The organism is Kitasatospora sp. NPDC096077 (genome assembly GCF_040303245.1).
Lineage (GTDB): Bacteria > Actinomycetota > Actinomycetes > Streptomycetales > Streptomycetaceae > Kitasatospora.
Map to the genome: position 1 here is coordinate 1 of NZ_JBEOSV010000070.1, position 22,579 is coordinate 22,579.

General features: G+C 75.9%; 24 protein-coding genes. 16 read left to right on the forward strand and 8 right to left on the reverse strand.

What is annotated here, in order from left to right; all coding sequences use genetic code 11:
- Positions 1-201: 201 nt before the first annotated feature.
- Complete coding sequence (locus ABTZ03_RS36335; protein WP_350517453.1) at positions 202-1,074, reverse strand: AfsR/SARP family transcriptional regulator; 873 nt, start codon at positions 1,072-1,074, stop codon at positions 202-204.
- 507 nt (positions 1,075-1,581) lie between these two features.
- Here ABTZ03_RS36335 and ABTZ03_RS36340 point away from each other — a divergent pair.
- The 12 genes from ABTZ03_RS36340 to ABTZ03_RS36395 all read left to right on the forward strand — a co-directional run bounded on the left by ABTZ03_RS36340 (position 1,582) and on the right by ABTZ03_RS36395 (position 12,938).
- Positions 1,582-2,793: an aminotransferase class I/II-fold pyridoxal phosphate-dependent enzyme gene (locus tag ABTZ03_RS36340; RefSeq protein ID WP_350517454.1), complete on the forward strand. Its 1,212-nt coding sequence runs from the start codon at positions 1,582-1,584 to the stop codon at positions 2,791-2,793.
- Between the two features lie 35 nt (positions 2,794-2,828).
- The gene (locus ABTZ03_RS36345; protein WP_350517455.1) at positions 2,829-4,097 is read left to right on the forward strand and encodes a beta-ketoacyl-[acyl-carrier-protein] synthase family protein; all 1,269 of its coding nucleotides are present in this window, start codon (positions 2,829-2,831) and stop codon (positions 4,095-4,097) included.
- Entirely contained in the window at positions 4,094-4,990 is an 897-nt protein-coding gene (locus ABTZ03_RS36350) for a MaoC/PaaZ C-terminal domain-containing protein (protein WP_350517456.1), read from the forward strand. The genes ABTZ03_RS36345 and ABTZ03_RS36350 overlap by 4 nt, the downstream gene beginning before the upstream one ends.
- Positions 4,991-4,995: 5 nt before the next feature.
- Positions 4,996-6,609 carry an AMP-binding protein gene (locus ABTZ03_RS36355; RefSeq protein ID WP_350517457.1) on the forward strand — a complete coding sequence of 538 codons (1,614 nt, stop codon included), beginning with the start codon at positions 4,996-4,998 and terminating at the stop codon, positions 6,607-6,609.
- Positions 6,610-6,687: 78 nt separating this feature from the next.
- Positions 6,688-6,987, forward strand: coding sequence for an acyl carrier protein (locus ABTZ03_RS36360; protein ID WP_350517458.1), 300 nt, complete (start codon positions 6,688-6,690; stop codon positions 6,985-6,987).
- A gap of 3 nt (positions 6,988-6,990) precedes the next feature.
- On the forward strand, positions 6,991-8,022 hold the full coding sequence (locus ABTZ03_RS36365; RefSeq protein ID WP_350517459.1) for a hypothetical protein: 1,032 nt from the start codon (positions 6,991-6,993) through the stop codon (positions 8,020-8,022).
- Positions 8,015-8,887 (forward strand): tryptophan synthase subunit alpha, encoded by an 873-nt coding sequence (gene trpA / locus ABTZ03_RS36370; protein WP_350517460.1) that lies wholly within the window; start codon positions 8,015-8,017, stop codon positions 8,885-8,887. The genes ABTZ03_RS36365 and trpA overlap by 8 nt, the downstream gene beginning before the upstream one ends.
- Positions 8,888-8,901: 14 nt before the next feature.
- Positions 8,902-9,276 carry an ectoine synthase gene (locus ABTZ03_RS36375; protein WP_350517461.1) on the forward strand — a complete coding sequence of 125 codons (375 nt, stop codon included), beginning with the start codon at positions 8,902-8,904 and terminating at the stop codon, positions 9,274-9,276.
- A 147-nt stretch (positions 9,277-9,423) separates the two neighbouring features.
- Entirely contained in the window at positions 9,424-10,569 is a 1,146-nt protein-coding gene (locus tag ABTZ03_RS36380; RefSeq protein ID WP_350517462.1) for an acyl-CoA dehydrogenase family protein, read from the forward strand.
- Entirely contained in the window at positions 10,566-11,279 is a 714-nt protein-coding gene (locus ABTZ03_RS36385) for a phosphoribosylanthranilate isomerase (protein WP_350517463.1), read from the forward strand. Before ABTZ03_RS36380 ends, ABTZ03_RS36385 begins: the two co-directional genes overlap by 4 nt.
- Entirely contained in the window at positions 11,276-11,971 is a 696-nt protein-coding gene (locus tag ABTZ03_RS36390) for a beta/alpha barrel domain-containing protein (protein ID WP_350517464.1), read from the forward strand. Before ABTZ03_RS36385 ends, ABTZ03_RS36390 begins: the two co-directional genes overlap by 4 nt.
- A gap of 37 nt (positions 11,972-12,008) precedes the next feature.
- Positions 12,009-12,938, forward strand: coding sequence for an alpha/beta hydrolase (locus ABTZ03_RS36395; RefSeq protein WP_350517465.1), 930 nt, complete (start codon positions 12,009-12,011; stop codon positions 12,936-12,938).
- Positions 12,939-13,110: 172 nt separating this feature from the next.
- On the opposite strand, the gene ABTZ03_RS36400 is transcribed toward ABTZ03_RS36395, so the two are convergent.
- Complete coding sequence (locus tag ABTZ03_RS36400) at positions 13,111-13,731, reverse strand: TetR/AcrR family transcriptional regulator C-terminal domain-containing protein (RefSeq protein ID WP_350517466.1); 621 nt, start codon at positions 13,729-13,731, stop codon at positions 13,111-13,113.
- 105 nt (positions 13,732-13,836) lie between these two features.
- Here ABTZ03_RS36400 and ABTZ03_RS36405 point away from each other — a divergent pair, with 105 nt between their 5' ends.
- Positions 13,837-14,631, forward strand: coding sequence for an alpha/beta fold hydrolase (locus ABTZ03_RS36405; RefSeq protein ID WP_350517467.1), 795 nt, complete (start codon positions 13,837-13,839; stop codon positions 14,629-14,631).
- Between the two features lie 669 nt (positions 14,632-15,300).
- Here the strand turns inward: ABTZ03_RS36405 and ABTZ03_RS36410 are convergent.
- The 3 genes from ABTZ03_RS36410 to ABTZ03_RS36420 all read right to left on the reverse strand — a co-directional run bounded on the left by ABTZ03_RS36410 (position 15,301) and on the right by ABTZ03_RS36420 (position 16,985).
- Entirely contained in the window at positions 15,301-15,684 is a 384-nt protein-coding gene (locus ABTZ03_RS36410; RefSeq protein WP_350517468.1) for a hypothetical protein, read from the reverse strand.
- A gap of 158 nt (positions 15,685-15,842) precedes the next feature.
- A complete protein-coding gene (locus ABTZ03_RS36415; RefSeq protein WP_350517469.1) occupies positions 15,843-16,238 on the reverse strand; it encodes a hypothetical protein in 396 nt (131 codons plus the stop codon).
- A gap of 234 nt (positions 16,239-16,472) precedes the next feature.
- Positions 16,473-16,985, reverse strand: coding sequence for a hypothetical protein (locus ABTZ03_RS36420; protein WP_350517470.1), 513 nt, complete (start codon positions 16,983-16,985; stop codon positions 16,473-16,475).
- A gap of 124 nt (positions 16,986-17,109) precedes the next feature.
- On the opposite strand from ABTZ03_RS36420, the gene ABTZ03_RS36425 reads away from it, so the two are divergent.
- From ABTZ03_RS36425 to ABTZ03_RS36435, 3 genes are read left to right on the forward strand one after another with little or no spacing between them, the layout of a single operon-like run.
- Positions 17,110-17,661, forward strand: a complete 552-nt coding sequence (locus ABTZ03_RS36425) for a MarR family winged helix-turn-helix transcriptional regulator (RefSeq protein ID WP_502894701.1) — start codon at positions 17,110-17,112, stop codon at positions 17,659-17,661.
- The gene (locus ABTZ03_RS36430; RefSeq protein WP_350517471.1) at positions 17,661-18,551 is read left to right on the forward strand and encodes an ATP-binding cassette domain-containing protein; all 891 of its coding nucleotides are present in this window, start codon (positions 17,661-17,663) and stop codon (positions 18,549-18,551) included. The genes ABTZ03_RS36425 and ABTZ03_RS36430 overlap by 1 nt, the downstream gene beginning before the upstream one ends.
- Positions 18,511-19,374 (forward strand): ABC transporter permease, encoded by an 864-nt coding sequence (locus ABTZ03_RS36435; protein WP_350517472.1) that lies wholly within the window; start codon positions 18,511-18,513, stop codon positions 19,372-19,374. The genes ABTZ03_RS36430 and ABTZ03_RS36435 overlap by 41 nt, the downstream gene beginning before the upstream one ends.
- A 126-nt stretch (positions 19,375-19,500) precedes the next feature.
- On the opposite strand, the gene ABTZ03_RS36440 is transcribed toward ABTZ03_RS36435, so the two are convergent.
- Genes ABTZ03_RS36440 through ABTZ03_RS36450 form a run of 3 tightly spaced genes read right to left on the reverse strand, consistent with a single transcriptional unit; the run spans position 19,501 to position 22,456 of the window.
- Positions 19,501-20,226, reverse strand: a complete 726-nt coding sequence (locus ABTZ03_RS36440) for a DUF6875 domain-containing protein (RefSeq protein WP_350517473.1) — start codon at positions 20,224-20,226, stop codon at positions 19,501-19,503.
- Positions 20,223-20,912 (reverse strand): GNAT family N-acetyltransferase, encoded by a 690-nt coding sequence (locus ABTZ03_RS36445; RefSeq protein ID WP_350517474.1) that lies wholly within the window; start codon positions 20,910-20,912, stop codon positions 20,223-20,225. The genes ABTZ03_RS36440 and ABTZ03_RS36445 overlap by 4 nt, the downstream gene beginning before the upstream one ends.
- Positions 20,909-22,456 carry a pyridoxal phosphate-dependent decarboxylase family protein gene (locus ABTZ03_RS36450; protein WP_350517475.1) on the reverse strand — a complete coding sequence of 516 codons (1,548 nt, stop codon included), beginning with the start codon at positions 22,454-22,456 and terminating at the stop codon, positions 20,909-20,911. Before ABTZ03_RS36450 ends, ABTZ03_RS36445 begins: the two co-directional genes overlap by 4 nt.
- Positions 22,457-22,579: the final 123 nt, after the last annotated feature.

A 22,579-nucleotide genomic window follows, 5' to 3' on the forward strand; every position in this document is an offset into this window, starting at 1 on the left:
GGCCGCCCCCCGCGCGCGCGGCCCCCCCCCCCCGCCCCCCGGGGGGGGGGGGGCGCGCCCCCGGGGGGGGGGGGGGGGGGGGCGGGGGGGGGGGGGGGGGCGCCCCGCCGGGGGGGGGGGGGGCGGGCGGGCGGCCCCCCGCCCGCACGGGGAAACCGCCCGCCCGCCCCGCCCCTCACGGGCCGGGCGGCGCGGGGCCGTTCAGGCCGCCCGCACCGGCGGCCCCGCCGGACGGGCCAGGCGGGCCAGCGCCAGCGGCTCGAAGATGCCCATCAGCACCGGGTCCACCGGCCGCACCACCGCCGGCGCCGGCACCGCCGGGACGGGGGAGCGCAGCAGCGACAGGTACAGCTCCTGCGTCTGGTCCGCCGGGTCGATCCCCAGCTCCTCCGCCAGCACCCGGCGCAGCTGCTGGTAACAGCGCAGCGCCTCGGCCCGGTTGCCCGCCGCCGCCAGCGCCTCCATCCGGCACCGGTAGGCGCTCTCGCGAAACGGCGCCCGGCGCACCGCCTCGTCCGCCCACCGCAGCGCGTGGTGCTCCTCGCCCAGCGCCGAGGCCGCCAGACTCGCCGTCTCCAGCGCGCCGATCCGCAGCTCCTCCACGTGCTCACGCACCCCCTGCGCCCACTCGCCCTCGTGGTCGGGCAGGAACGAGCCGCGCAGGTTGGCGATCGCCCCGGCGGCCAGCTGCTGCGCCACCGCGTGCGAACGCGCCGCCAGCGCCTCCCCGGCCTCGCCCACCGCGCTCGCGGCCGCCTCCAGGTCCACCGCCGCGTCCGCCGGCAGGCGCAGCACGTACCGCCCGCCCTGGGCGATCAGCGGCGTGGCCCCGGGGCCCTGCCCCGGCGCGGCCACGAACGCCCGCACCCGGGAGACCACGCTGCGCAGCGCCGAGGCCCAGGTGTCGGGCAGCCCGTCGGGCCACACGGTGTCGGCCAGCTGGTCGCGGCTGGTGCCGGTGGAACGCTCCAGCACCAGGCGCGCGAACGCGACCTGGGCCTGGGCGCTGGACAGGTGCTGCGGGGCGCAGCCCTCGTGCTCGATCGTCACCAGGCCCGTCAGTCGGATCAGCATCACGCCGTCCCCGATCTGCCGTACGGGCCCTCGTCCCGAAAACCGTTCAACACAGCTCCAACCCCCTCGAAGCCACAGCGGAAGTGACGGCCGCACGGTCGGCGGCCGCCGGCATGGGAATCCGGACCGGAACATGAAAAGACGCCGACCAGCCGTTCGGTTTCGGCGGATTTCGACCATACATTCGCCGCCGAGCACGGTGTCAACACCCGTAGAGGAAACATACCCGCCGACCGGTCGATGCGTCGTGGACGCAAGGTTCCTGCACGTCAGCGCGCCATCGCAGGCCAGGAAAGCGGCTATTGCGGACGCCTTGCGCATCCTGCCGTAGAAATGTAGCCATCCTTGAGCAGCCCACGTGAAGGCTTCGAGAAAAACCACCCGCCCGCTGTTTCCGATTTCACGGATATCCCGCCCGGCCGTAAAGCCGCCGAAGCCGTAGAGTCCGCCAGCCGTAAAGCCGTGTCAATGCCGTCAGCCGTCAAAGCCGTCGAAGGAGAACCGCCCGTGAACGCCACCGGAGCATGGGACCGCCTGGAGCCGAAGCTCGCCGCGACGAACGCCCGCGTGGCCGCCCTGGAGTCCGACCCCTCCCGCCGCAACAGCTTCGTCGCCTACACCATGGAACGCGACAGCGCCTACTGCGACCTCGACGGCGAGCGCCTGCTCATGATGTCCGGCTACAGCTACCTGGGCCTGGCCGGCGACGAACGCGTGGTGGCCGCCGCCAAGGCCGCCGTCGACGTCTACGGCACCGGCAACCACGGCGTGCGCGCCCTGGCCGGCACCATCCCCCTGCACGAGGAACTGGAGGCCGAGGTCGCCCGCTACGCCGGCCGCGAACGCGCCCAGGTCTTCGGCTCCGGCTACGCCGCCAACGTCGGCACGGTGGGCGCCCTGGTCGGAGCGGGCGACACCGTCCTGATCGACAAGTACGACCACGCCTCCATCGTCGACGGCTGCCGCCTCTCCGGCGCCACCGTCACCCGCTTTCGCCACAACGACGTCGACCACCTGGACCGCCGCCTCAAGGCCGCCTCCCCCACCGGGGTGCGCCTGGTCATCGTCGACAGCGTCTACTCCATGGACGGCGACATCGCCCCGCTGCCCGAACTGCGCGCCGTCTGCGACGCCCACGACGCCCTGCTGATGGTCGACGAGGCCCACGCCCTGGGCGTCATCGGCCCCACCGGCGGCGGCATCGAGGAGCACTTCGGCCACCGCCACCGCGTCGACATCAAACTCGGCACCCTCTCCAAGGCCATCCCCTCCATGGGCGGCTGGGTCGCCGGCAGCCACGACCTCATCGGCCACCTGCGCTACGCCGCCCGCCCGTTCCTGTTCTCCGCGGCCCTGGGCCCCGCGCAGACCGGCGCGGCCCTGGAGTCCCTGCGGATCCTGCGCCGCGAACCCGAACGCGTCACCCACATCCAGCACCAGGCCCGGCGCCTGCGCCGGCGCCTCAACGACGCCGGCATCTCCACCATGGACTCCGCCACCGCCGTGCTGCCCGTCATCGCCGGCAGCGACGACGCCGCCTACGACTACGCCACCGCCTGCCGCAAGGCCGGCGTCGTCGGCCTGCCCGTCGTCACCCCCGCCGTGCCCAACGACCTGGCCCGGCTGCGCATCGCGGTCACCGCCCGCCACACCGCCGCCGACATCGACTTCGCCGCGGACGCGTTCCTGACCGCCGCCGCCCAGACCGGCCTGATCTGACCCACCCCACGGGCCACGGGAGGAGGAAGGAAGCCATGGCACCCCAGCAGCCCCAGCCCCAGCACCGGCACCGGCCCCGCCACCGCGCCGAGATCGCCGTCACCGGCATCGGCGTGATCAGCCCCGCCGGCCACACCCTCGCCGACTTCTGGCACACGGTCAGCACCGCACGCTCCACCGCCACCGCCCTGACCGACCCCGAACTGGCCCGCCACAAGGTCCGCCTCGGCTGCCGGGTCACCGACCTGCCCGACAACGCCCTGGTGCCCGCCAAGGACGCCCGCCGCCTGGACCCCTTCGCCCGCTACGCCACCCTGGCGGCGCTGGCCGCCCACACCGACGCCGGCGCCCCGGCCCCCGACGCCGGGCGCAGCGCCGTCGTGGTCGGCAACGCGGTGGGCGGGCGCACCACCAGCGACCGCGAGTCCCTCCTGTACGCCGGCCACGGCCCGCTGCGGGTCTCCCCGCTGATGCCGCTGGTCACCATGCCCAACGCGGCCGCCGCCCAGATCGCCATGCGCCTGGCCTGGACCGGGACCGCGCTGACCATCGCCACCACCTGCGCCTCCGGGGCGGACGCCATCGGCCACGGCGCCCTGCTGCTGCAGAGCCACCGGGCGGACGTGGTCATCGCCGGCGGCTGCGAGGCCACCCTGACCCCGGTCACCCTGGCCGCGTTCGGCAACCTGGGCGCCCACTCCCAGCGCAACGGCGAACCCGCCCGCGCCTCACGGCCCTTCGACACCGACCGGGACGGCTTCGTGATGGGCGAGGGCGCCGGCTTCCTGGTCCTGGAACGCCTGGCCGACGCCCGCGCCCGCCGCGCCCGCCCCTACGCCCTGCTGGCCGGCTACGGCTCCAGCGCGGACGCCTACCACCTGTCCAACCCGCGCCCCGACGGCGCCGGCGCGATCGCCGCGATGCGCGCCGCCCTGGCCGACGCCGCCCTCGCCCCCGCCGACATCGCGCACGTCAACGCCCACGGCACCGCCACCGTCCACAACGACCGCGCCGAAGCCGCCGCGCTGGCCGCCGTGTTCGGCCCCCACGCCGTGCCGGTCACCTCCACCAAGGGCGCCATCGGCCACCTGATCGGCGCGGCCGGCGCGGTCGAACTGATCGCCGCGATCCAGGCCATGAACACCCGCCTGGCACCCCCCACCGCCAACCACGAGAACACCGAAGAGGGCCTGGACCTCGACGTCGTCCACACCGCACCGCGCCCCATCCGCCCGGGCGCCGCGCTGTCCAACTCCTTCGGCTTCGGCGGCCACAACTCGACCCTGGTGGTGACCCCGCTATGACCACACCCGCACCCGCGACCCCGGCCGCACCCCCGGCCGCACCCGCACCCGCGCCCGCGAGCGCCTCCGCGCCCCCGACCCGCACCCGCCTGACCGTGGACGCCCACGCGCTGGCCGCCTACCGCGCCGCCGCCCGCACCCGCCTGGACGCCCCCGCCCGCCCCGGCGCCAGCCCCGCCCACCCCTTCGTCCTGGCCCACGCCCTGGCCCAGCACACCGTCACCACCCTGACCGACGGCGACCCCGGCTTCACCGGCGTCGTCCACCTCGCCCAGGAGATCCACACCCACACCCCCCTGCGCCCGGGCACCGACCTCGACGTCACCGTCGAGGTCACCGCCGCCCGCCGCGAGAACCGCGGCACCCGCCTGGCCCTGACCACCCGCCTCAGCTGCGCCACCACCGGCACCACCGTGGCGAGCCTGGCCACCGCCGCCCTGCTCACCGGCGCCACCGCCGCCACCCCCTTCGGCACCCCCGCCCCCGCCGCCCACCCCGGCACCACCCCCGACGCCGAACCCGCCGCCTACGCCCTGACCCTCACCCGCGAGGACACCGCCGCCTACGCCCACGCCTCCGGCGACCTCAACCCCATCCACCTGGACGACCACGCCGCCCGCACCGCCGGCTTCCCCGGCGTCATCGCCCACGGCATGCACCTGCTCGCCCTGGCCGCCGAACACCTCACCGACCGCCACGCCGCCGGCGAGCCCTCCCGCGTCACCGCCCTGGGCGCCCGCTTCGCCGCCCCCGTGGCCCCCGGCACCCCGCTGCGCCTGACCCTGCAGCCCTACGACCGCGGCACGGTGGTGCGCTTCACCCTGGCCACCGAGGCCGGCACCGCCGTCAAGGCCGGCTGGGCGCACATCGCCCCCGCCGGGGCGGGGGAGTGAACCCCGTGACCACCGCCCCGGACAACCCGGCCGCCACCCCGGACAACCCGGGCCCCGGCCCGGACAACCCGGCCGCCACCCCGGCCGCCGGCCCGCAGGAAGCCGCACCGCAGGACGCGGGCCCCGCCGGGGACGGGGCGGCGCCGGCGGTGCCGCCGCTGCCGCTGCCCGACGCCGTCCTCGCCCACGCCCGCACCCGCCCCACCGCCACCGCCCTGATCTGGCACGAACGCACCGTCACCTACCGCGAACTCGCCGACGCCACCGCGGCCGAACGCGCCCGCCTGAACGCCCTGGACCTGGCCCCCGGCGAGCCGGTGGGACTGATCGCCGTCAAGTCCCCCGAGGCCGTCGCCCTGGTCCTGGCCTGCCTGGCCGAGCGCCGCCCCTTCCTGCTGCCCTCCCCGCAGCTGGCCCCCGCCCTGCTCGCCGCGCTCTTCGCCCAGGCCGGCGCCCGCCACCTGCTCACCCCCGTCGGCCAGCAGGCACCCGCCCTGCCCGCCCTCACCCGCCCGGCCCCCGTGCCCACCCTCGCGGCCGGCACCTCCTTCCTGCTCACCACCTCCGGCTCCACCGACCTGCCCAAGATCGTCCCCCTCGCCCAGGCCGCCGTGGACCGCTTCACCGCCTGGGCCCACGACACCTTCGACCTGGGCCCCGGACGCACCGTCTGCAGCTACGCCCCCCTCAACTTCGACCTCGCGCTCCTGGACGTGTGGGCCACCCTGGCCGCCGGCGGCACCAGCCTGCTCATCGACCCCGCCCACGCCCTGAACGGCCGTCACCTGCTCGCCCAGCTCCAGCGCCACCGCCCGCACGTGCTGCAGGCCGTCCCCCTGGCCTACGCCCTGCTCCTGCAGGCCGCCGCCCCAGGCGCCGTGCTGGAGGGCGTCGAGCACGCCGCGTTCACCGGCGACGCCATCGACGCCCGCACCCTGGCCGCGCTGCCCGCCCTGCTGCCCCACGCGCGCCTCTACAACATCTACGGCTGCACCGAGACCAACGACAGCTTCCTGCACCGCCTGGACCGCCTGGACGCCGCCGCCGCCCTCCCGGTGCCGATCGGCGAGCCGCTGCCCGGGGTGCGCACCCTCATCGCCACCGCGGACGGCACCGCCCTGACCGGGCCCGGCAGCGGCGAACTCTACGTCTCCACCCCCTTCCAGGCCGCCGGCTACCTCGACCGCTCCCGCGACAGCGGCCGCTTCACCACCCAGCCGGGCGGCGCCGGAGCGGGCCGGCGCTGGTTTCGCACCGGCGACCTGGTCACCCGCGACGAGAGCGGGCGCATCCACCTCACCGGCCGCGCCGACTTCCAGGTCAAGGTCCGCGGCGTGGCCGTCAACACCGCCGAGGTCGAACGCGTCCTGCTCGCCCACCCCGAGGTCAGCGAAGCCGCCGTCGCCGCCGCGAGCGACCCGCTGACCGGCAAGCGCCTGCACGCCGCCGTGCGGCGCACCCCCGGCTCCGCCCTCAACACCCTGCGCCTGCGCGAGCACCTGGCCCGCAACCTGCCGCGCGCCGCCGTGCCCGAGCGCCTGGCCATCCAGGACGCCCCGCTGGCCCGCACCGCCACCGGCAAGGTCGACCGCAAGGCCGTCCTGCCCGCCGCACCCTGAACCACCCCGCCCCACCGCACCCCGAACCACCCCCGTGCCCCCATCCAATTCACCTATCCAGCAAGGGAGTCGAGCGCCATGAGCAGCAACACCGACCGGATCAAGCGCTTCCTGATCGAGGAATTCCTGCCCGACGTCACCCCCGACGAGCTCGCCGACGACCACGACCTGCTCTCCGACGGCGTCATCGACAGCCTGGGCGTCCTCAAGCTCATCGCCTGGGTCGAGGACCACTTCGCCCTGCCCGTCGACGACACCGACCTGGACCCCAACAACTTCCGCTCCGTCACCGCCATCGACGCCTTCATCACCCAGCGCCGCACCACCGCGGCCACCGCCGTCGAGGCCGACGCGGCCACCGCCACGGTCGGCGGCTGACCCGTGCACCCGGCCCTCACCGCACTCCTGGCCGGACGCCCCGTCCCCCTGGAGGCCTGGCGCACCTGGTGGGACCAGCTGGAGCAGCGCACCCCGGGCCCGGCCCGCGACAGCGACCGGGCCCAGGCCGCCGCCCTGCTGGCCTGCCTGACCACCCGCCTGCCCGACCCCGCCACCCTGACCGCCCTGACCACCTCCCTCACCGAACGCAGCCCCCACCCCGGCACCCCCGTGGACGGCAGCGTCAACATCGTCGGCACCGGCGGCGGCCCCGCCACCCTCAACCTCTCCACCGCCGCCGCCCTGACCGCCGCCGCCATCGGCATCCCCGTCGTCAAGACCGGCTCCCGCGCCTACACCAGCGCCGCCGGCTCCGTCGACCTCCTCGAACGCCTGGGCATCACCCTCACCACCAGCCACAACCACACCGCCGACCACCTCGCCGACCACGGCATCGCCTTCGCCGGCCCCCACGTCTACCCGCCCCAGCTCACCCGCCTGGCCCGCACCCTGTACCCGCTCACCCTCAAACCCTTCGGACACTTCCTCAACACCCTCGGCCCGCTGCTGGCCACCGTCCCCGTCACCGCCCAGCTCACCGGCGTCTCCCACACCGCCCCCCTGGACGCCCTGCGCCGCCTGGCCGCCCACACCCCCGCACGCGCCGTGTGGCTGGCCACCAACCCCGCCGGCGCCGACGAACTGCTGCCCTTCACCGACAACACCCTGCACACCCCCGACACCACCGTCCACCTCACCGCCGGCTCCGTCGCCCCCGCCACCGGCAGCCTCGCCGACCTCGCCCCCCGCCCCGACCACCTCACCGAGCACTTCCTCACCGCCCTCGAAGGCCGCGCCCACCCCACCACCACCCACACCATCGCCCTCAACGCCGCCGCCCTCGCCCTCGCCTCCGGCCGCCACACCCACTGGCACACCGCCTACCACCAGGCCCTGGACGCCCTCGCCGACGGCACCCCGCGCACCCTCACCGAACGCCTGCGCACCCGCCACCAGGCGGTCACCCATGCCTGAACCCCTCTTCCCCGCGGACGAGTTCGGCCTGGCCGTGTTCCTCAACGCCGGCGACCCGCCCGGACGCCTCACCGACCTCGCCCTCACCCTCGACGAGGCCGGCGTCGACGTCCTCGAACTGGCCGTCCCCTTCCCCGACTCACCCACCGACGGACCCGTCATCCGCCGCTCCGCCGCCCGCGCCCTCACCCACGGCACCACCCTGGACACCGTCCTGGCCGAACTCACCACCCTCACCCCCCGCCTGCACCGCCTCAAGACCGTCCTGCTGGCCGACTGGAGCCACAGCCTGCGCCACCGCGACCCCGCCGCCTGCGCCCGCCGGATCGCCGACGCCGGAGCCGCCGCCCTGCTCGTCCACGCCCTGCCCCCACGGCTGCGCCCCGTCTGGCAGCACGCCCTGGAACAGGCCCGCCTGCCGCAGGTCACCACCTGCTACCCGGCCTCCACCCCCCAGACCCTCACCGCCGCCGCCCAAGGCGCGAGCGGCGCCTACGTCTACCTCGTCGCCCACTACGGACGCTCCGGCACCGCCCCCGGCGCCGGCCACCGCGCCCTGGCCGGCACCGTCACCGCCCTGCGCGCCGCCGCACCGGGCGTGCAGGTCGCCGTCGGCTTCGGCGTCAAGGCGGCCGCCGACCTCGACGCGGTCGCCGGCTCCGGGGCCGACGCCGCGATCGTCGGCTCCGCCGCCGTCGCCCGCCTGGAGGACGCCCAGCGCCACGGCCACGACCCCGTGACGCAGCTGCGCGCCCTGCTCACCGAACTGCGCCCGCCGCGCCCGGCCCGCCCGGACACCGCGCACGCACCCGCCACCACCCCCGCCACCACCCCCGCCACCAAGCCCGTCACCAACCCCGCCTGAGAGGACCCACCGCCATGCTGATCCGCGACCTCGCCGACGTGAAGACCGTCGAATGGGGCAACGGCCTGTCCCGCCGCTTCCTGCTCGCCGGCGACGGCCTGGGCTACAGCCTCACCGACACCGTCGTCAACGCCGGCACCAAGTCCCGCCTGGAGTACCGCAACCACCTGGAGGCCTGCTACTGCATCGCCGGCTCCGGGGAGGTCATCGACATGGACGGCAACTCCCACCCCATCACCCCCGGCCGGATGTACGCCCTCGACCGGCACGACGCCCACTACCTGGTCGCCAGCCCCGAGGAGGACCTGCGCCTGGTGTGCGTGTTCTCCCCGGCCCTGACCGGCGACGAGGTCCACCAGCTCGACGCCCACTCCTCCTCCGCCTACTAAGGCCCCAGGGCCCCAGGGCCCCGCCGGGCCCCGCAGAAGGGGCCCCGCCGACGAGACGAGCCGTGTGCCGGCGCCACCCACGGGCGCCGGCCCGCACACCCCGCACCCGGCACCCCGCCGGGCCCGGGAGAAAAGGCGGCAACTGCCATGATCCGCTGGAACGCCGACCAGAAGGCCCTGCGCGAGGGCCTGGCCCGCTTCGGCGAGGACCTGAGCGCCGGCCACATCGAAGGCGACGAGCAGGCCGCCTTCTCCCACGACAAATGGCGCCTGGTCCAGAAGACCGGCATCCTCTCCCTGCCCTTCGAGGAACGCTACGGCGGCCTGGACCAGTCCCTGCTCACCACCATGTACGCCCTGGAAGGCCTGGGCGAGCACTGCCGCGACGGCGGCCTCAACTTCTCCGTCACCACCTCCATGGCCTCCACCGGCGTCCCCCTGCAGGCCTTCGGCTCACCCGCCCTCAAGGAGACGTTCCTGCCGCGCATCGCCTCCGGCGAGGCCATCGGCGCCCACGCCATCACCGAGAGCGAGTCCGGCTCCGACGCCATGCAGATGCGCACCCGCGCCGTCCGCGAGGGCGACACCTTCGTCCTCACCGGCGCCAAGACCTTCGTCTCCAACGGCCCCGTCGCCGACCACATCGTCGTCTACGCCCGCACCCACCCCCAGGGCGGGGCCCTCGGCGTCACCGCCTTCCTCCTGGACCGCGCCATGCCCGGCCTGACCACCGGCAACCCCATCAAGAAGATGGGCCTGCGCACCTCACCCATCAGCGAACTCTTCCTCGACCAGGTCCGCGTCCCCGCCACCCGCGTCCTGGGCCGCGTCGGCGGCGGCTTCCTCGTCCTGGACCACGTCATGAAACGCGAGATCCTCTACTCCTTCATCGTCAACACCGGCGAGATGCAGCACCGCCTGGCCCGCTGCCTGGACTACGCCAAGACCCGGATGTCCTTCGGCAAACCCATCGGCTCCTACCAGTCGGTCGCCAACAAGATCGTCGACACCAAGATCCGCCTGGAGACCGCCCGCAAGTGGCTCTACGACACCGCCCAGCGCCTGGAAGCCGGCGAGAACGTCACCGTCGACATGGCCATCGCCAAACTCCTCACCAGCGAATCCAACCTCGCCACCTCGCTGGCGGCCGTCCAGGTCTTCGGCGGCAACGGCTACATGGCCGAGTACGGCCTGGAGAAGGACGTGCGCAACGCGGTGGCCGGCACCATCTACTCCGGCAGCAACGAGATCCAGTACAACCGCATCGCCGCCATGCTCGGACTGGGCAAATGAGCACCCCGCTGCTCACCCGCTCCGCGCTGGGCCACCTCAAGGTCTGCGGCGCCCGCACCCGCGCCGACCTCGACCTGCTCGCCGCCACCGGCCCCACCCTGGTGGGCCTGTGGCACGGCATCCCCGGCGGCCCCGCCGACCTGCCCCCCGAGCGCCTGGCCGACCTCGCCGCCACCGCCATCCGCCTGGGCCTGGAACCCGTCCTGGTCACCTTCCTCGACGACCCCGACCACCTCGCCCGCCTGGCCCGCGCCACCGGCATCCGCTGGATCCAGCTGCACGCCTACCAGAGCCCCGCCCTCGTCGCCCGCCTGCGCGCACAACTGCCGTACGCCGTCCTGGTCAAGGTCCTCCACCTGGCCCGCGGCCGCTGCCTGGAACGCGCCTTCACCCCCGCCTTCGAACGCGCCGGATGCGACCTGTTCCTCCTGGACACCGTCACCGACGACGGCCGCGTCGGCTCCACCGGCACCCCCCTGGACCCCGGCGACGTCCACGCCCTGCTGCCGCGCCTGACCATCCCCTTCCTCCTCGCCGGCGGCCTGAACACCGCCAACCGCGACACCTACCGCACCGTCACCGACCACCCCCTGTACGCCGGCGCCGACATCGACACCGCCGCCCGTGACCGCACCGGGCGCTTCACCCACGACGCCGTCACCGCCCTCGCCCGCGCCTGGCACCCCCGCCCCCAGGAGACCCCGGCATGACCTTCATCGAATCCCTGCTGGCCGCCCGGCGCCCCCTGGTCATGGAGGTCAAACTCCGCGACCCCCACGGCGGCGACCTGCTGGGCCCGCGCACCGTCACCGACCTCGTCACCCGCTACCAGCAGGCCGGCGCCCCCTGCCTGTCCGTGGTCACCGGCCGCTGGTTCGGCGGCACCCCCCGCCTGCTGCGCGAGGTCACCGCCGCCACCTCCCTGCCCGTCCTGCAGAAGGACTTCCTCACCCGCCCCGCCCAGCTGGAGGCCGCCCACGCCCAGGGCGCCTCCGCCGTCCTGCTCACCGCCGCCCTGCTGCCCGCCACCTCCCTGGCCCGCCTGGTCACCTGCGCCCTGGCGCTCGGCCTCACCCCGTTCGTGGAGATCACCTCCGAACGCGAACTCGACCACCTGCCCGCCGTCGCCGACTGCGTCATAGCCGTCAACAACAAGGACATCCGCACCCGCGAACGCGACCCGGGCGACCTCACCCGCAGCCTGCGCCTGCTGCCCGCCGTCCGGGCCGCGGGCTGCCGCGCCCCCGTCTCCGCCTCCGCCATCACCGACCCGGCCCAGGGCGCCCGCCTGCTCGACGCCGGCTACGCCGGCCTGCTGGTGGGCACCGCCCTGATGCGCACCGGCGACCTCCAGGGCTGGCTCACCGCCCTGGACGACGCCCGCACGGGGGTGGCCGCGTGAACGCCGCCGTCCCCGGCTCCCCGACGGGGGCCGGCGCGTGAACCCGGCCCTGCGCACCCGCTCGCTCGTCCTGGACGCCGCCGGCGTCCCCGTCTCCGCGCTGGTCGCCGAACCCGAGCACCGCACGCCCAAGGCCGTCATCCTCGCCGTCCACGGCCGCGGCATGCGCGCCGCCTACTTCGCCGGCCCCGCCCACCCCGACACCAGCCTGCTCACCCTGGCCGCCGACCTCGGCTACAGCGTCCTGGCCCTGGACCGCCCCGGCCACGGCGCCTCCGCCCACCGCCTGCCCCAGGGCCAGCTGATCGCCGACCAGGCCGCCACCCTGCACGCCGCCCTCACCGACTACGCCCGCGCCCACCCCGTCGGCGCCGGCGTCCAGCTCCTCGCCCACTCCTTCGGCGGCAAGATCGCCCTCCACCTCGCCGCCCACTGGCCCGACGACCCGGCCCTGCCCCTGCTCGGCGCCGACATCTCCGGCCTCGCCCAGCACTACGCCCCCGGCGCCTGGGAGCGCCCCGACGACCTGGCCGGCGGCGGCCGCCTCAACTGGGGACCCCTCCACCTCTACCCGCCCGGCACCTTCCACGCCGCCCGCACCCTGCTCACCCCCGTCCCCGCCCTCGAATCGCGCGAACTGGCCACCTGGCCGCGCCGGTTCACCGCCCTGGCCGCCCGCGTGCGGGTGCCCGTACGCCTCACCCTCGCCGACCACGAGGCCTGGTGGCGCCTGGACGGCGCCCACCGCGCCGCCCTGACCGCCGCCTTCGCCCCCGGCCTGGCCCGCCTGGTCACCGCCCACGGCGCCGGCCACAACCTGTCGCTGGGCCACGCCGCCCGCCCCTACCACCTGCGCGCCCTGGCCTTCACCGACGACTGCCTCACCCGCCCCCGCCCCACCCCCGCCGCCGCCCCCGCCGCCGCTGCCGCCGACGTGCCGGCCGGGCCGGTGCTGGCCGCCGTCTGACGGCGCCCCCTCGCCCCGGGCGGGGCTCATGAGGGTGCCGTCGAACGCGGCAAGGGCGCCCCCTGCCTGCCCGCGACGGCCGAGGACGCCGAGATCAGGACCCGCCGGCGCGCGAAGTACCCCGACAAGGTCCCGCCCAGGAAGGGCTAGACCCCCCGGGCCCCGGCCGCGCTCAGCCCAGCCCGGCGGCCAGCCCCGCGGTCAGCAGCGCGAGCCCGGCGTCGAACGGGGCGCCGGGGCCGGCCTGCCGGGCCTGTTCGGCCTGCCACTGCAGCAGGTTGGGGTAGCGCCCCGGGTCGAACCCCGGCCCGCCGCCGCCCCCGCCGTCCTCGGCCCGGGCGGCCTGCTCCTGGAGCACGAAGCCGATCACGTAACTGGTCACCGCGTGCCCCAGCACCGCCGCCTGCGCCAGCGCCAGGCCCTCGGCGCGCATCAGCGCCAGACCCTCCTCCACCGCCCCCAGCGTCGCCGCCCCCGGCGCCAGGTACCCCGACACCAGCCGCGCCCCGTCCCGGCGCCCCAGCAGCGCCGCCCGCAGCCGGTGCGCGAACGCCTCCGTCCGCGCGGCCCACCCCGCCTGCCCGCCGGGCACCGGCGCGGCGGCGAACGCCGGCGCGACCACGGCGTCGGCCATCGCGCCCAGCAGCTCCCGCTTGCTGCGCACGTGCCAGTACAGCGCCCCGGGGGCCACCCCCAGGCGCTCGGTCAGGGCCCGGGTCGTCAGCCGGTCCAGCCCCACCTCGTCCAGCAGGTCCAGCGCGGCGGCGACGACGTCATCACGGTGCAGTGCCATGGGACTTGAGCTTAGCTCAGGTCCCGTGCCTATGATCGACCCGAGCATTGCTCAAGTCGGCGGCAGCCGGCCGCCGCAGGACGGGAAGAACAGGGGACGGGGACCATGGGTGCGTACCTGGACGTGAACGGACTGGACACCTGGTGCGAGAGCCGGGGCGAGGGCGACCCGGTCGTGCTGCTCCACGGCGGAGGGGTGACCGCGGACAGCTGGTTCGCCCAGATCCCCGCCCTGGCCGCGCACTTCCGCGTCCACGCCCCCGAACGCCGCGGCCACGGCCGCACCCGCGACGTCGAGGGCCCCGTCACCTCCGGCCTGCTCGCCGCCGACACCGTCGCCCTGATCGAGACCCTCGCCGCCGGCCCGGTCCACCTCGTCGGCTGGAGCGCCGGCGCCACCGTCGCCCTGCGCACGGCGCTCGCCCGCCCCGACCTGGTGCGCCGCCTGGTCCTGATCGGCGGCGGCGTCAGCCGCGACGGCGCCACCCCCGAAGACCTCGCCGTCCTGGAGGACACCGCCCGCCTGGAGGCGATGCTCCGCCCCCAGTACGAGCCGCTGTCCCCGGACGGGCCCGGCCACTTCCCGGTCGTCTTCGCCAAGTGGCTCACCATGTGGCGCGAGGAGCCCGACATCGGCCTGCCCGCCCTCGCCGCCCTGCCCATGCCGGTGCTGGTCATGCAGGGCGACGACGACGGCGTGCGCATCTGCCACAGCGCCGCCATGGCGGGCACCGCGCCCGACGGCCGGCTCGCCGTGGTGCCCGGCACCTCCCACACCGCCCCGCTGGAGAAGCCCGACCTGGTCAACCGGATCCTGCTCGACTTCCTCACCGAGACCGGCCCCGCACCCCGCCACCTGCCCCTGGGCGCCCTCGCCCAGGCGGCCCGCGAACACCCCTGACGGCCCGCGCGGGGCGCGGCGGCCGGCGGTGGAGCGGGAAGTCGGCCGGTCCGACTTCCTGTGCGTCCCGTGGGTGTTCCGGCGGTCGGTGCCGGGGGTGCCCCCGAGGTGGCCGGCAGTAGGAGGTGGGTGAACCGGGTGCCTGTCGTGGCGTGCTGCACCGGTCGAAGTGCCTTCCGTGGTGGGGGAGTCGGGGCGTGTTGTTGCGGGGGCTTCCTGCCGGTGGTGTCTGTGGGGCGTGGTCGGCGGTGGAGCGGGAAGTCGGCCGGTCCGACCTCCCGTGCGTCCCGCGGGTGTTCCGGCGGTCGGTGCCGGGGGCGTCCCCGAGGTGGCCGGCAGCCGGAGGTGGGTGAACCGGGTGCCTGTCGTGGCGTGCTGCACCGGTCGAAGTGCCTTCCGTGGTGGGGGAGTCGGGGCGTGTCGGTGCCGCCCGTCCGGGTCCGGGCCCGGACGGGCGAGGGGCATGCCGTCGTGGGGGTGGCCGGCGGTGGAGTGGGGAGTCGGCCGGTCCGACTTCCTGTGCGTCCCGGGGGTGTTCTGGTGGGTGGTGCCGGGGGCGCCGGTGGGATGGCCCGGGCTCGGACGGGCGAGGGGCGTGCCGTCGTGGGGGGCGCCGGTGGTGGAGTGGGAAGTCGGCCGGTCCGACTTCCTGGGTGGCGCCGGGGCGTTCTAGTGGTCGGTGTCCAGGGTGCCGCCGAGGTAGCCGACGAGGTGGTCCGGGTGGAGGACGAGGTCGGCGGCGACGGCGGCGGGCAGCAGGAGGTGGATGAACAGGGCGCCCGTCATGGCGCACCGTGCCAGCCGAAGTGCCGTCTGCAGCGGGGGAGTCGGGGTATTCCGGTGCCGCACGTCCAGGCGGGCGCCGACGAGCCCCAGGCCCAGGCCCAGGCCCGCGCCGACCGAGGCCAGGCCCGCGAGGACGCCCGCGGCCCTCCCGTCGTACCGCAGGTGGGACAGCAGCCACCCGTCGAACGCGAGGGTGAGGCCGGCGAAGAGCAGGGCGTGGGCGAGGTCGCTGTCCGCGGCCCGCGCCGCCCGCCGGATCCACCGCATACCGCCAAGGGTGACGGATGGTCGGGCGGATCCGGAAGGCCCCTGCGGGAACCGGGCGGCGGGGCGCGATCCGCGGGCGAACGGGCCTGGGGAGCCGGGGAGTTCCACGATCTCCCGCGGGCCCGCCCGGCCGCCCGGCCGCCCGGCGGTGCGGCGTCCTAGAACGTGGTCCAGTCGTTGTCGTCCGGGGTGCCGAGGGTGCGGATGTGCTCGCCGTCGGCGTCGTCGAAGGTGTCCGTGGCGATCTTGAAGGTGCCGTTCGGCCCGATGCCGTACAGCACGACCTGGTCGTTGCTGATGCCGGTCAGCGTCAGGTAGGTGCAGCCGCCGCGCGGGACCTCGTGCGTTGCGGAGTTGCGCTTGGGGAACACCGCGTACGACGAGTAGCTGCCGTTCGAGCACAGGATGAAGTTGGGCTGCTGGCCCTGCTGCGCCCCGCCGGCGCCGCCCCCCATGTCGGAGGCGTGGGCGGCGGTGGCGCCGGTGAGGCCGAGCAGGCCGGTGGCGGCGAGCAGCAGACCGGCGGAGCGGACGGCGCGGGTCCTGGTGCGCATGGGGTTCCTCCAAGCGTCATCGGGGACGCACGCTGCGTCCCGATCCGCTCAACGGGCTTGCCGTTCAAGGAGGTTCAGGCCGATCCGGCGGCTCTTCCGGAAGCTCCCCGTCCGTAACGGGGAGTGCGCAGGTCCGGGCCCCTGTACGGGAGTTCGGGCGGCATCGAAGGAACGTCCGGGCCGGGGCGGCGGGTTGGGGGCCGACGTACCCGGCCCGCCGCCCGGCCCGCGCCCTCAGGCGCCCTCGGGCGAGGCGGGGGAGGAGCGCTGGACGCTCAGCGCGCCGCTGGTGGCGGGCGGGTCGGGCTGCCCGTCGTCGCGCTGGCCGCAGGAGCGGGCCAGGAACAGGCCCAGGCCCGCCGCCACGGCCGCCACCGCCAGGACCGCCGCCAGCACCCGCCCCCCACCGCGCCGCCCCCCGCCGCGCCGGCCGCCGCCCGCCGGAACCGGACCCGCCGCCCCCGGCGCGGGGGGCCACCGGCGCGCCAGCTCCCGGCCCAGGCCGGTGTCGATCCCCAGCAGCTCCCCGACCGCCGCCACCGCCTCCCGCCGCGCCCCCTCCTCGCCCGGCGCGGCCCCCAGCCGCCGCAGCGCCCGCCGCCAGCGCGGCAGCCGCTCCAGCCGCTCCCGTACGCGGCCCAGCAGCGGCCCGAACGCCGCCTGCTCCGCCCCCGCGGCCCCCGACGCCTGCTGCTCCAGCGCCGCCACCACCGCCTCGACGAGTCCGGAAACGTCCCCCTCGGACATCCAAATCCCCTTCGCCCTCACCGAGTTGGACCCGACCCCTACCCGCTCCGGCCGCCGCCCGCACCCCCGCCGGCCGGATTGCCCCCTCGACAGATACCTCTCACTGAGAGCTAAAATCGGAGGTATGACGACGGGAACCGCACGAGCCCCCGTACGACCGGGCCGGACACCCGACGGCGCACTCGCCGACGAGTTCTCCGCCCTGCTCACCGGCATCCAGCGGATGCTGCGCCGCCGCCTGCGCCGCAGCCTGGAACAGCCGCGCCTGCGCGGCGCCCAGGTGGAACTGCTGCGCCTGGTGACGGACACCCCCGGCCTGCGGGTCTCCGCGGCCGCCGAGGAACTGTGCCTGGCCGGCAACTCGGTCTCCACCCTGGTCAACCAGCTGGTCGCCCAGGACCTGCTGCGCCGCGAGGTGGACCCGGGGGACCGGCGGGCGGCGCTGCTGTACGCGACGCCGGCGGCCGAGCAGCGGATCGGGCAGTGGCGCCGGCGCCGCCGGGAGCTGATGGGCGAGCTGGTCGCGGACCTGCCCGAGCCGCAGCGGGCGGCGCTGGCCGCGGCCCTGCCCGCGCTCCAGCTCCTCGCCGAAGGCCTGCGCACCCTGCCCGAGGAAAGTGCCCTGCCCGAGGAAAGCGCCCTGCCCGAGGAACGCTCCCTGCCCGAGGAGGCGTGATGCACCCCGACGACCCCGACGGCCCGGCCGGTTCCGACGGCCCGGACGGCCCCGACGGCCCGGAGGCCGTGGTGTGCCGGGGGCTGGAGTACACCTTCGCCCACGGCCGCGGCAAGGCCACCCGGGCGGTGGACGGCATCGACCTGACGGTGCGCACCGGCGAGGTGTTCGGCCTGCTGGGCCCCAACGGCGCGGGCAAGACCACCACGATCCGCGCGATCACCACCCTGCTGCCGGTGGGCTCCGGCATGGTGCGCGTCTTCGGCCACGACGCCGCCCGCCGCCCGATGGAGGTGCGCCGCCTGCTCGGCTACGTGCCCCAGCAGCTGTCCGCCGACGGCGGGCTGACCGGGCGCGAGAACGTGGCCCTGTTCGCCCGGGTCTTCGACGTCTCGCGCGCCGAGCGCGGGCGCCGGGTCGCCCAGGCGCTGGCCGCCGTCGACCTGACCGACGCCGCCGACCGGATGGCCGCCACCTACTCCGGCGGCATGGTGCGCCGCCTGGAGCTGGCCCAGGCCCTGGTCAGCGCCCCGCGCCTGCTGGTGCTGGACGAGCCGACGATCGGCCTGGACCCGATCGCCCGCACCGGGGTGTGGGAGCGGGTGGACGCGGTGCGCCGGGCCACCGGCATGACCGTGCTGGTCACCACCCACTACATGGACGAGGCCGAGCGCCACTGCGACCGCATCGCCCTGATGGACCGCGGCCGCATCCGCGCGCTGGGCACCCCCGCCGAACTCAAGGACCGGGTGCGGCGGGAGGGCGGGGACGAGGACCCGACCCTGGACGACGTGTTCCGCCACTTCGCCGGCCGCGACCTGGCCGACGCCACGGAAGGAGACTTCGGCGATGTCCGCCGTACCCGCCGCACGGCCAACCGCGTCGGCTGAACCCCCGATATCCGCGCCCGCGCTGGACCTGCTGCTGGTGCCCCCGCGCGCCCGCACCGGCTGGCGCGTGGTGCCCGCCCGGGTGGCCGCGATGTGCGCGGTGGAACTGCAGAAGCTGCGCCACGACCGCACCGAGCTCTACACCCGGGCCGTCCAGCCGGCGCTGTGGCTGCTGATCTTCGGGGAGACCTTCACCCGCCTCAAGGCGATCCCCACCGGCGGCATCCCGTACCTGGACTACCTGGCGCCCGGGATCATCGCGCAGTCCGCGATGTTCATCGCGATCTTCTACGGCATCATGATCATCTGGGAGCGGGACTCCGGGGTGCTGACCAAGCTCCTGGTCACCCCGACCCCGCGCGCCGCCCTGGTCACCGGCAAGGCCTTCGCCGCCGGGGTCAAGGCCGTCCTCCAGGCGGTGGTCGTGGTGCTGATCGCCGCCGTCCTCGGGGTCGCGATGACGTGGAACCCGCTGCGCCTGCTGGGGGTGGTGGCGGTGGTGCTGCTCGGCTCGGCGTTCTTCTCCTGCCTGTCGATGGCGATCGCCGGGATCGTGCTGACCCGCGACCGGCTGATGGGCATCGGCCAGGCGATCACGATGCCGCTGTTCTTCGGCTCCAACGCCCTCTACCCGGTGCACCTGATGCCGGGCTGGCTGCAGGCGGTCAGCAAGGTCAACCCGCTCAGCTACCAGGTCGACGCGCTGCGCGGGCTGCTGATCGGCACCCCCTCCCACCTTCCGCTGGACTTCGCCGTCCTGGCGGCGGCCACGGTGGCGGGCATCGCGGCGGCCTCCGCCCTGCTGGGGCGCCTGGCCCGCTGACGCGCCGCAGGATCGCGGCCGTTGCGGGCTGTCCCGGGGGATGGGGGCGCGCGCGGAGCCCGGGCGCCGGCCGGGCTCCGCGCGCGTGGGGGCGGGCGGTCGCGGGTGCGGTTCGGGTGGTGCGGTTCAGGTGGTGGGGCTCTGGGTGGTGAGGCCGGTGACGAGCTGGTCGCGGATGCGGGCGGGGACCTGGGGGGCGAAGCGGGCCAGGTAGTGGGCCAGGTGGCCGGGGTCGCCGAGCAGGAAGGGCAGGTCGAAGACCAGCAGTTTGCGTACGGCCAGCAGCGGCACGGGTGCGCGCAGCGGGCGGAAGGTGCCGTTCCACAGGCCCGGTTCCTCGCACACCGGGTGGAACTGGCCGATCATCAGGCCCTGTTCGACGAACTCGTCCTTGGCGCCGCGCTGGAGCGCGTCCAGGGCGGTGGAGTCGGTGGGGTCCAGCTGGGGCAGGACCAGCAGCACGGTGAGCAGTTCGCGCTCGGCCTCCTCGGTGAGGTGGGCCAGCAGCCGGTCGTAGTGCCCGCGCAGTTCGCCGACCAGGGCGTGCAGGTCGGCGTGGGGGGCGCCGTCGGTGACGGCGAGGTGGAACAGGCCCCGGCGCAGCGAGGGCTGGGTGTAGGGGCAGACCGGGCCGCTGCGGCCCAGGTCGGGGTGGGCGGTGGTGAGGAAGCGGCGGGCCCAGCGCAGGATCTCGGCGGCCTCGGGGTGGGCGCGGGCGGCGCCGGCGTCGACCTCCTCGGCGCTGAACAGGCGCAGTGCGGCCGTGGCGAGGCCGGCCGTGGCGAGGCCGCCCGGGCCGGTGGAGGCGAGGGAGGGGGCCGGGGCGGGGGCGAGGGTGGCGGGGGCGGTCATCGGGGCCCCCGCCACACCGGGTTCAGGTGGGGTCCGCCGCCGGGCAGGGCGATCGCCTCGCCGAAGCGGGTGAAGCCGGAGGAGGCGCACAGCCGGGCGCCGGCCGGGGAGCTGGTCTCGGCGTAGGCGGCCTGGCCGTGGTGGTCGACCTCGGCCAGGAGGGTGTCGAGCAGGGCCCGGCCCGCGCCGCTGGGGCGGGCCTCGGGGAGCACGCCGATGAAGGCGAGGTAGAAGTGCGGGCGGTGGCGGGGGTGGCGGCGGATCTGCAGGCGGGTGATGGCGGCCAGGCGGCGGGCGGACTCGGGGTGGCGGGCGATGTCGATCGCCCGGTCCAGGGCGCGGGCGGCGCTGCGGTTCTGGCGGCCGGGGTCCTCCCACACCCCCGGCGGCAGGTACAGCACCGCGCCCTGGGGTTCGCCGGTGGCGCGGTCGTGGACGGCGAGCACGCCCCGGTGCGCCAGGCACTGTTCGAGGTGGACGCGGAAGAAGGCGGGCAGCACCCGCGCGCGGTGCTCGGGGTCGGGGAAGGCCCAGCGGGTGAGCGGGTCCTCCTGGAAGGCGGCGGCCAGGACGCGGGCCAGCGGCCCGGCCTCCTCGGCGCGGGCCGCCCGGGGCAGGAGCGGGGCGGCGGGCGGGGCGGCGGGTGCGGCCACGGGGGCGGGCCGCACGGCGGGGGCGGTGGTCAACGCGGGCTCTCCTCGGCAACGGCGGTCTCGGCGACGGCGGTCTCGGCGACGACGCTCTCGGCAACGGCGGTCTCGGCAACGGCAACGGCGGCGGCGGTGACGGCGGCGGCAACGGCGTCGGGCCCGGCCGCCTCGGGAACGGCGGCCCCGGGAACGGCGGCGACGGCCCCGGCGGCCAGGGCGGCCACCCGCGCGTGCAGCCGCGGCACCCACTCCTGGGCCTCCGGCTTCATCAGCACGCTGCGCAGCACCCGTGCCCCGTCGGTGTCCGCCGCCAGGTGCGGGTGGCGGCGGGTGAGGTCGGCGGCGTCCACCCGCAGCACGCTCAGGTAGACCGGGTCCCGGTCGTCGGCCATGCCCGCGCGCAGCACCCGGTCGCTGGCCGCGTCCACGGCGCTGAGCGTCGCGGCGCCGGCGCCCGGGGTGGGGAAGTAGCTGACGATGTCCAGCTCCGGCACCTGATACAGGGTCAGTTCCTCGCTGGAGTCGATCAGTTCGGCCCAGTCGAGGGCGGCGCGCCGCCCCGCCGCCAGCACCCGGCCCAGGCCGTCGGCGCTCAGCGGCAGCAGCTGCAGGGTCAGCCACAGGGCGGCGGCCGAGGCGCCGGCGCGTGAGCACTCCAGGCTGATCTGGCCCAGGTGCAGTTCGGCGTCGGTGAAGTAGGTGTACGGGGAGTCGTGGGCGAAGTGGCGTCCGATCGCCGGGTCGGCGAACAGCACCGCGCCGCAGCCGTAGGGCTGCAGGCCGTGCTTGTGCGGGTCGACGGTCACCGAGTCGCAGCCGGCGATCGCCCGCCACGGCGCCGGGTCGATGCCCAGCACGGCGGCCTGCCGCGGGTCGCGGCCCAGCAGGGCGAAGAACCCGCCGTAGGCGGCGTCCACGTGCACCCGCGCCCCGTAGCGGCGGGCCAGGGCCAGCACCTCGTGCACCGGGTCGACGGCGCCCAGCCCGGTGGTGCCGCAGGTGACCACCACGGTGCCGACGCGCCCGGTGCGCAGCAGCGCCTCCAGGGCGCCGGGGTCCATCCGCCCGGCGGCGTCGGCGGGCACCGGGTGGCCCTGGACGCCGAGCACGTGGCACATCCGGCTGTGGGTGTAGTGGGCCTGCGCGCTGTAGGCCACGCCCCGCTCGGGGTGGCTCTGGCGGGCCACGTACAGCGCCTCCAGGTTGGCGATGGTGCCGCTGGAGGTCAGGTGGCCCACGTGCGCGGGCAGGGCGAACATGCCGGCCAGCGCCGCCACGCACTCGCGTTCCATGTCGTTGGTGGCCGGACCGCCCTCGTAGGCGTGGTTGTTGGGGTTGAAGCGCATCGCCGTCAGGTAGCCCACCACGGCCGCCGGGTGCGGGGGCTTGACCATCTGCCCGGCGTAACGTGGGTGGAAGAACGGGGAGTTGTGCTCCAGGCGGGCGGCGAAGCGCTCGAACGCGGCGGCGAAGTCCGCCTCGTCCACGGCGTTCGCCGGGTGCGGGGTGTACGGCCCGAACCGCTCGCCCCACCGCTCGGCCACCTCGGCCGCCCTGGGCAGCCAGTACCGCAGGTCCACGGGGGCCCTTCCTTCGCATCCGCCGGACCCCCGTGCGGGGCCCGGTTCTTGAGGGTTCTTCGAGTGCGTCCCGAGCCACCGTGACCGCCCCCGCGCAAGGCGCCCGCAACATCCGCAGCTCAC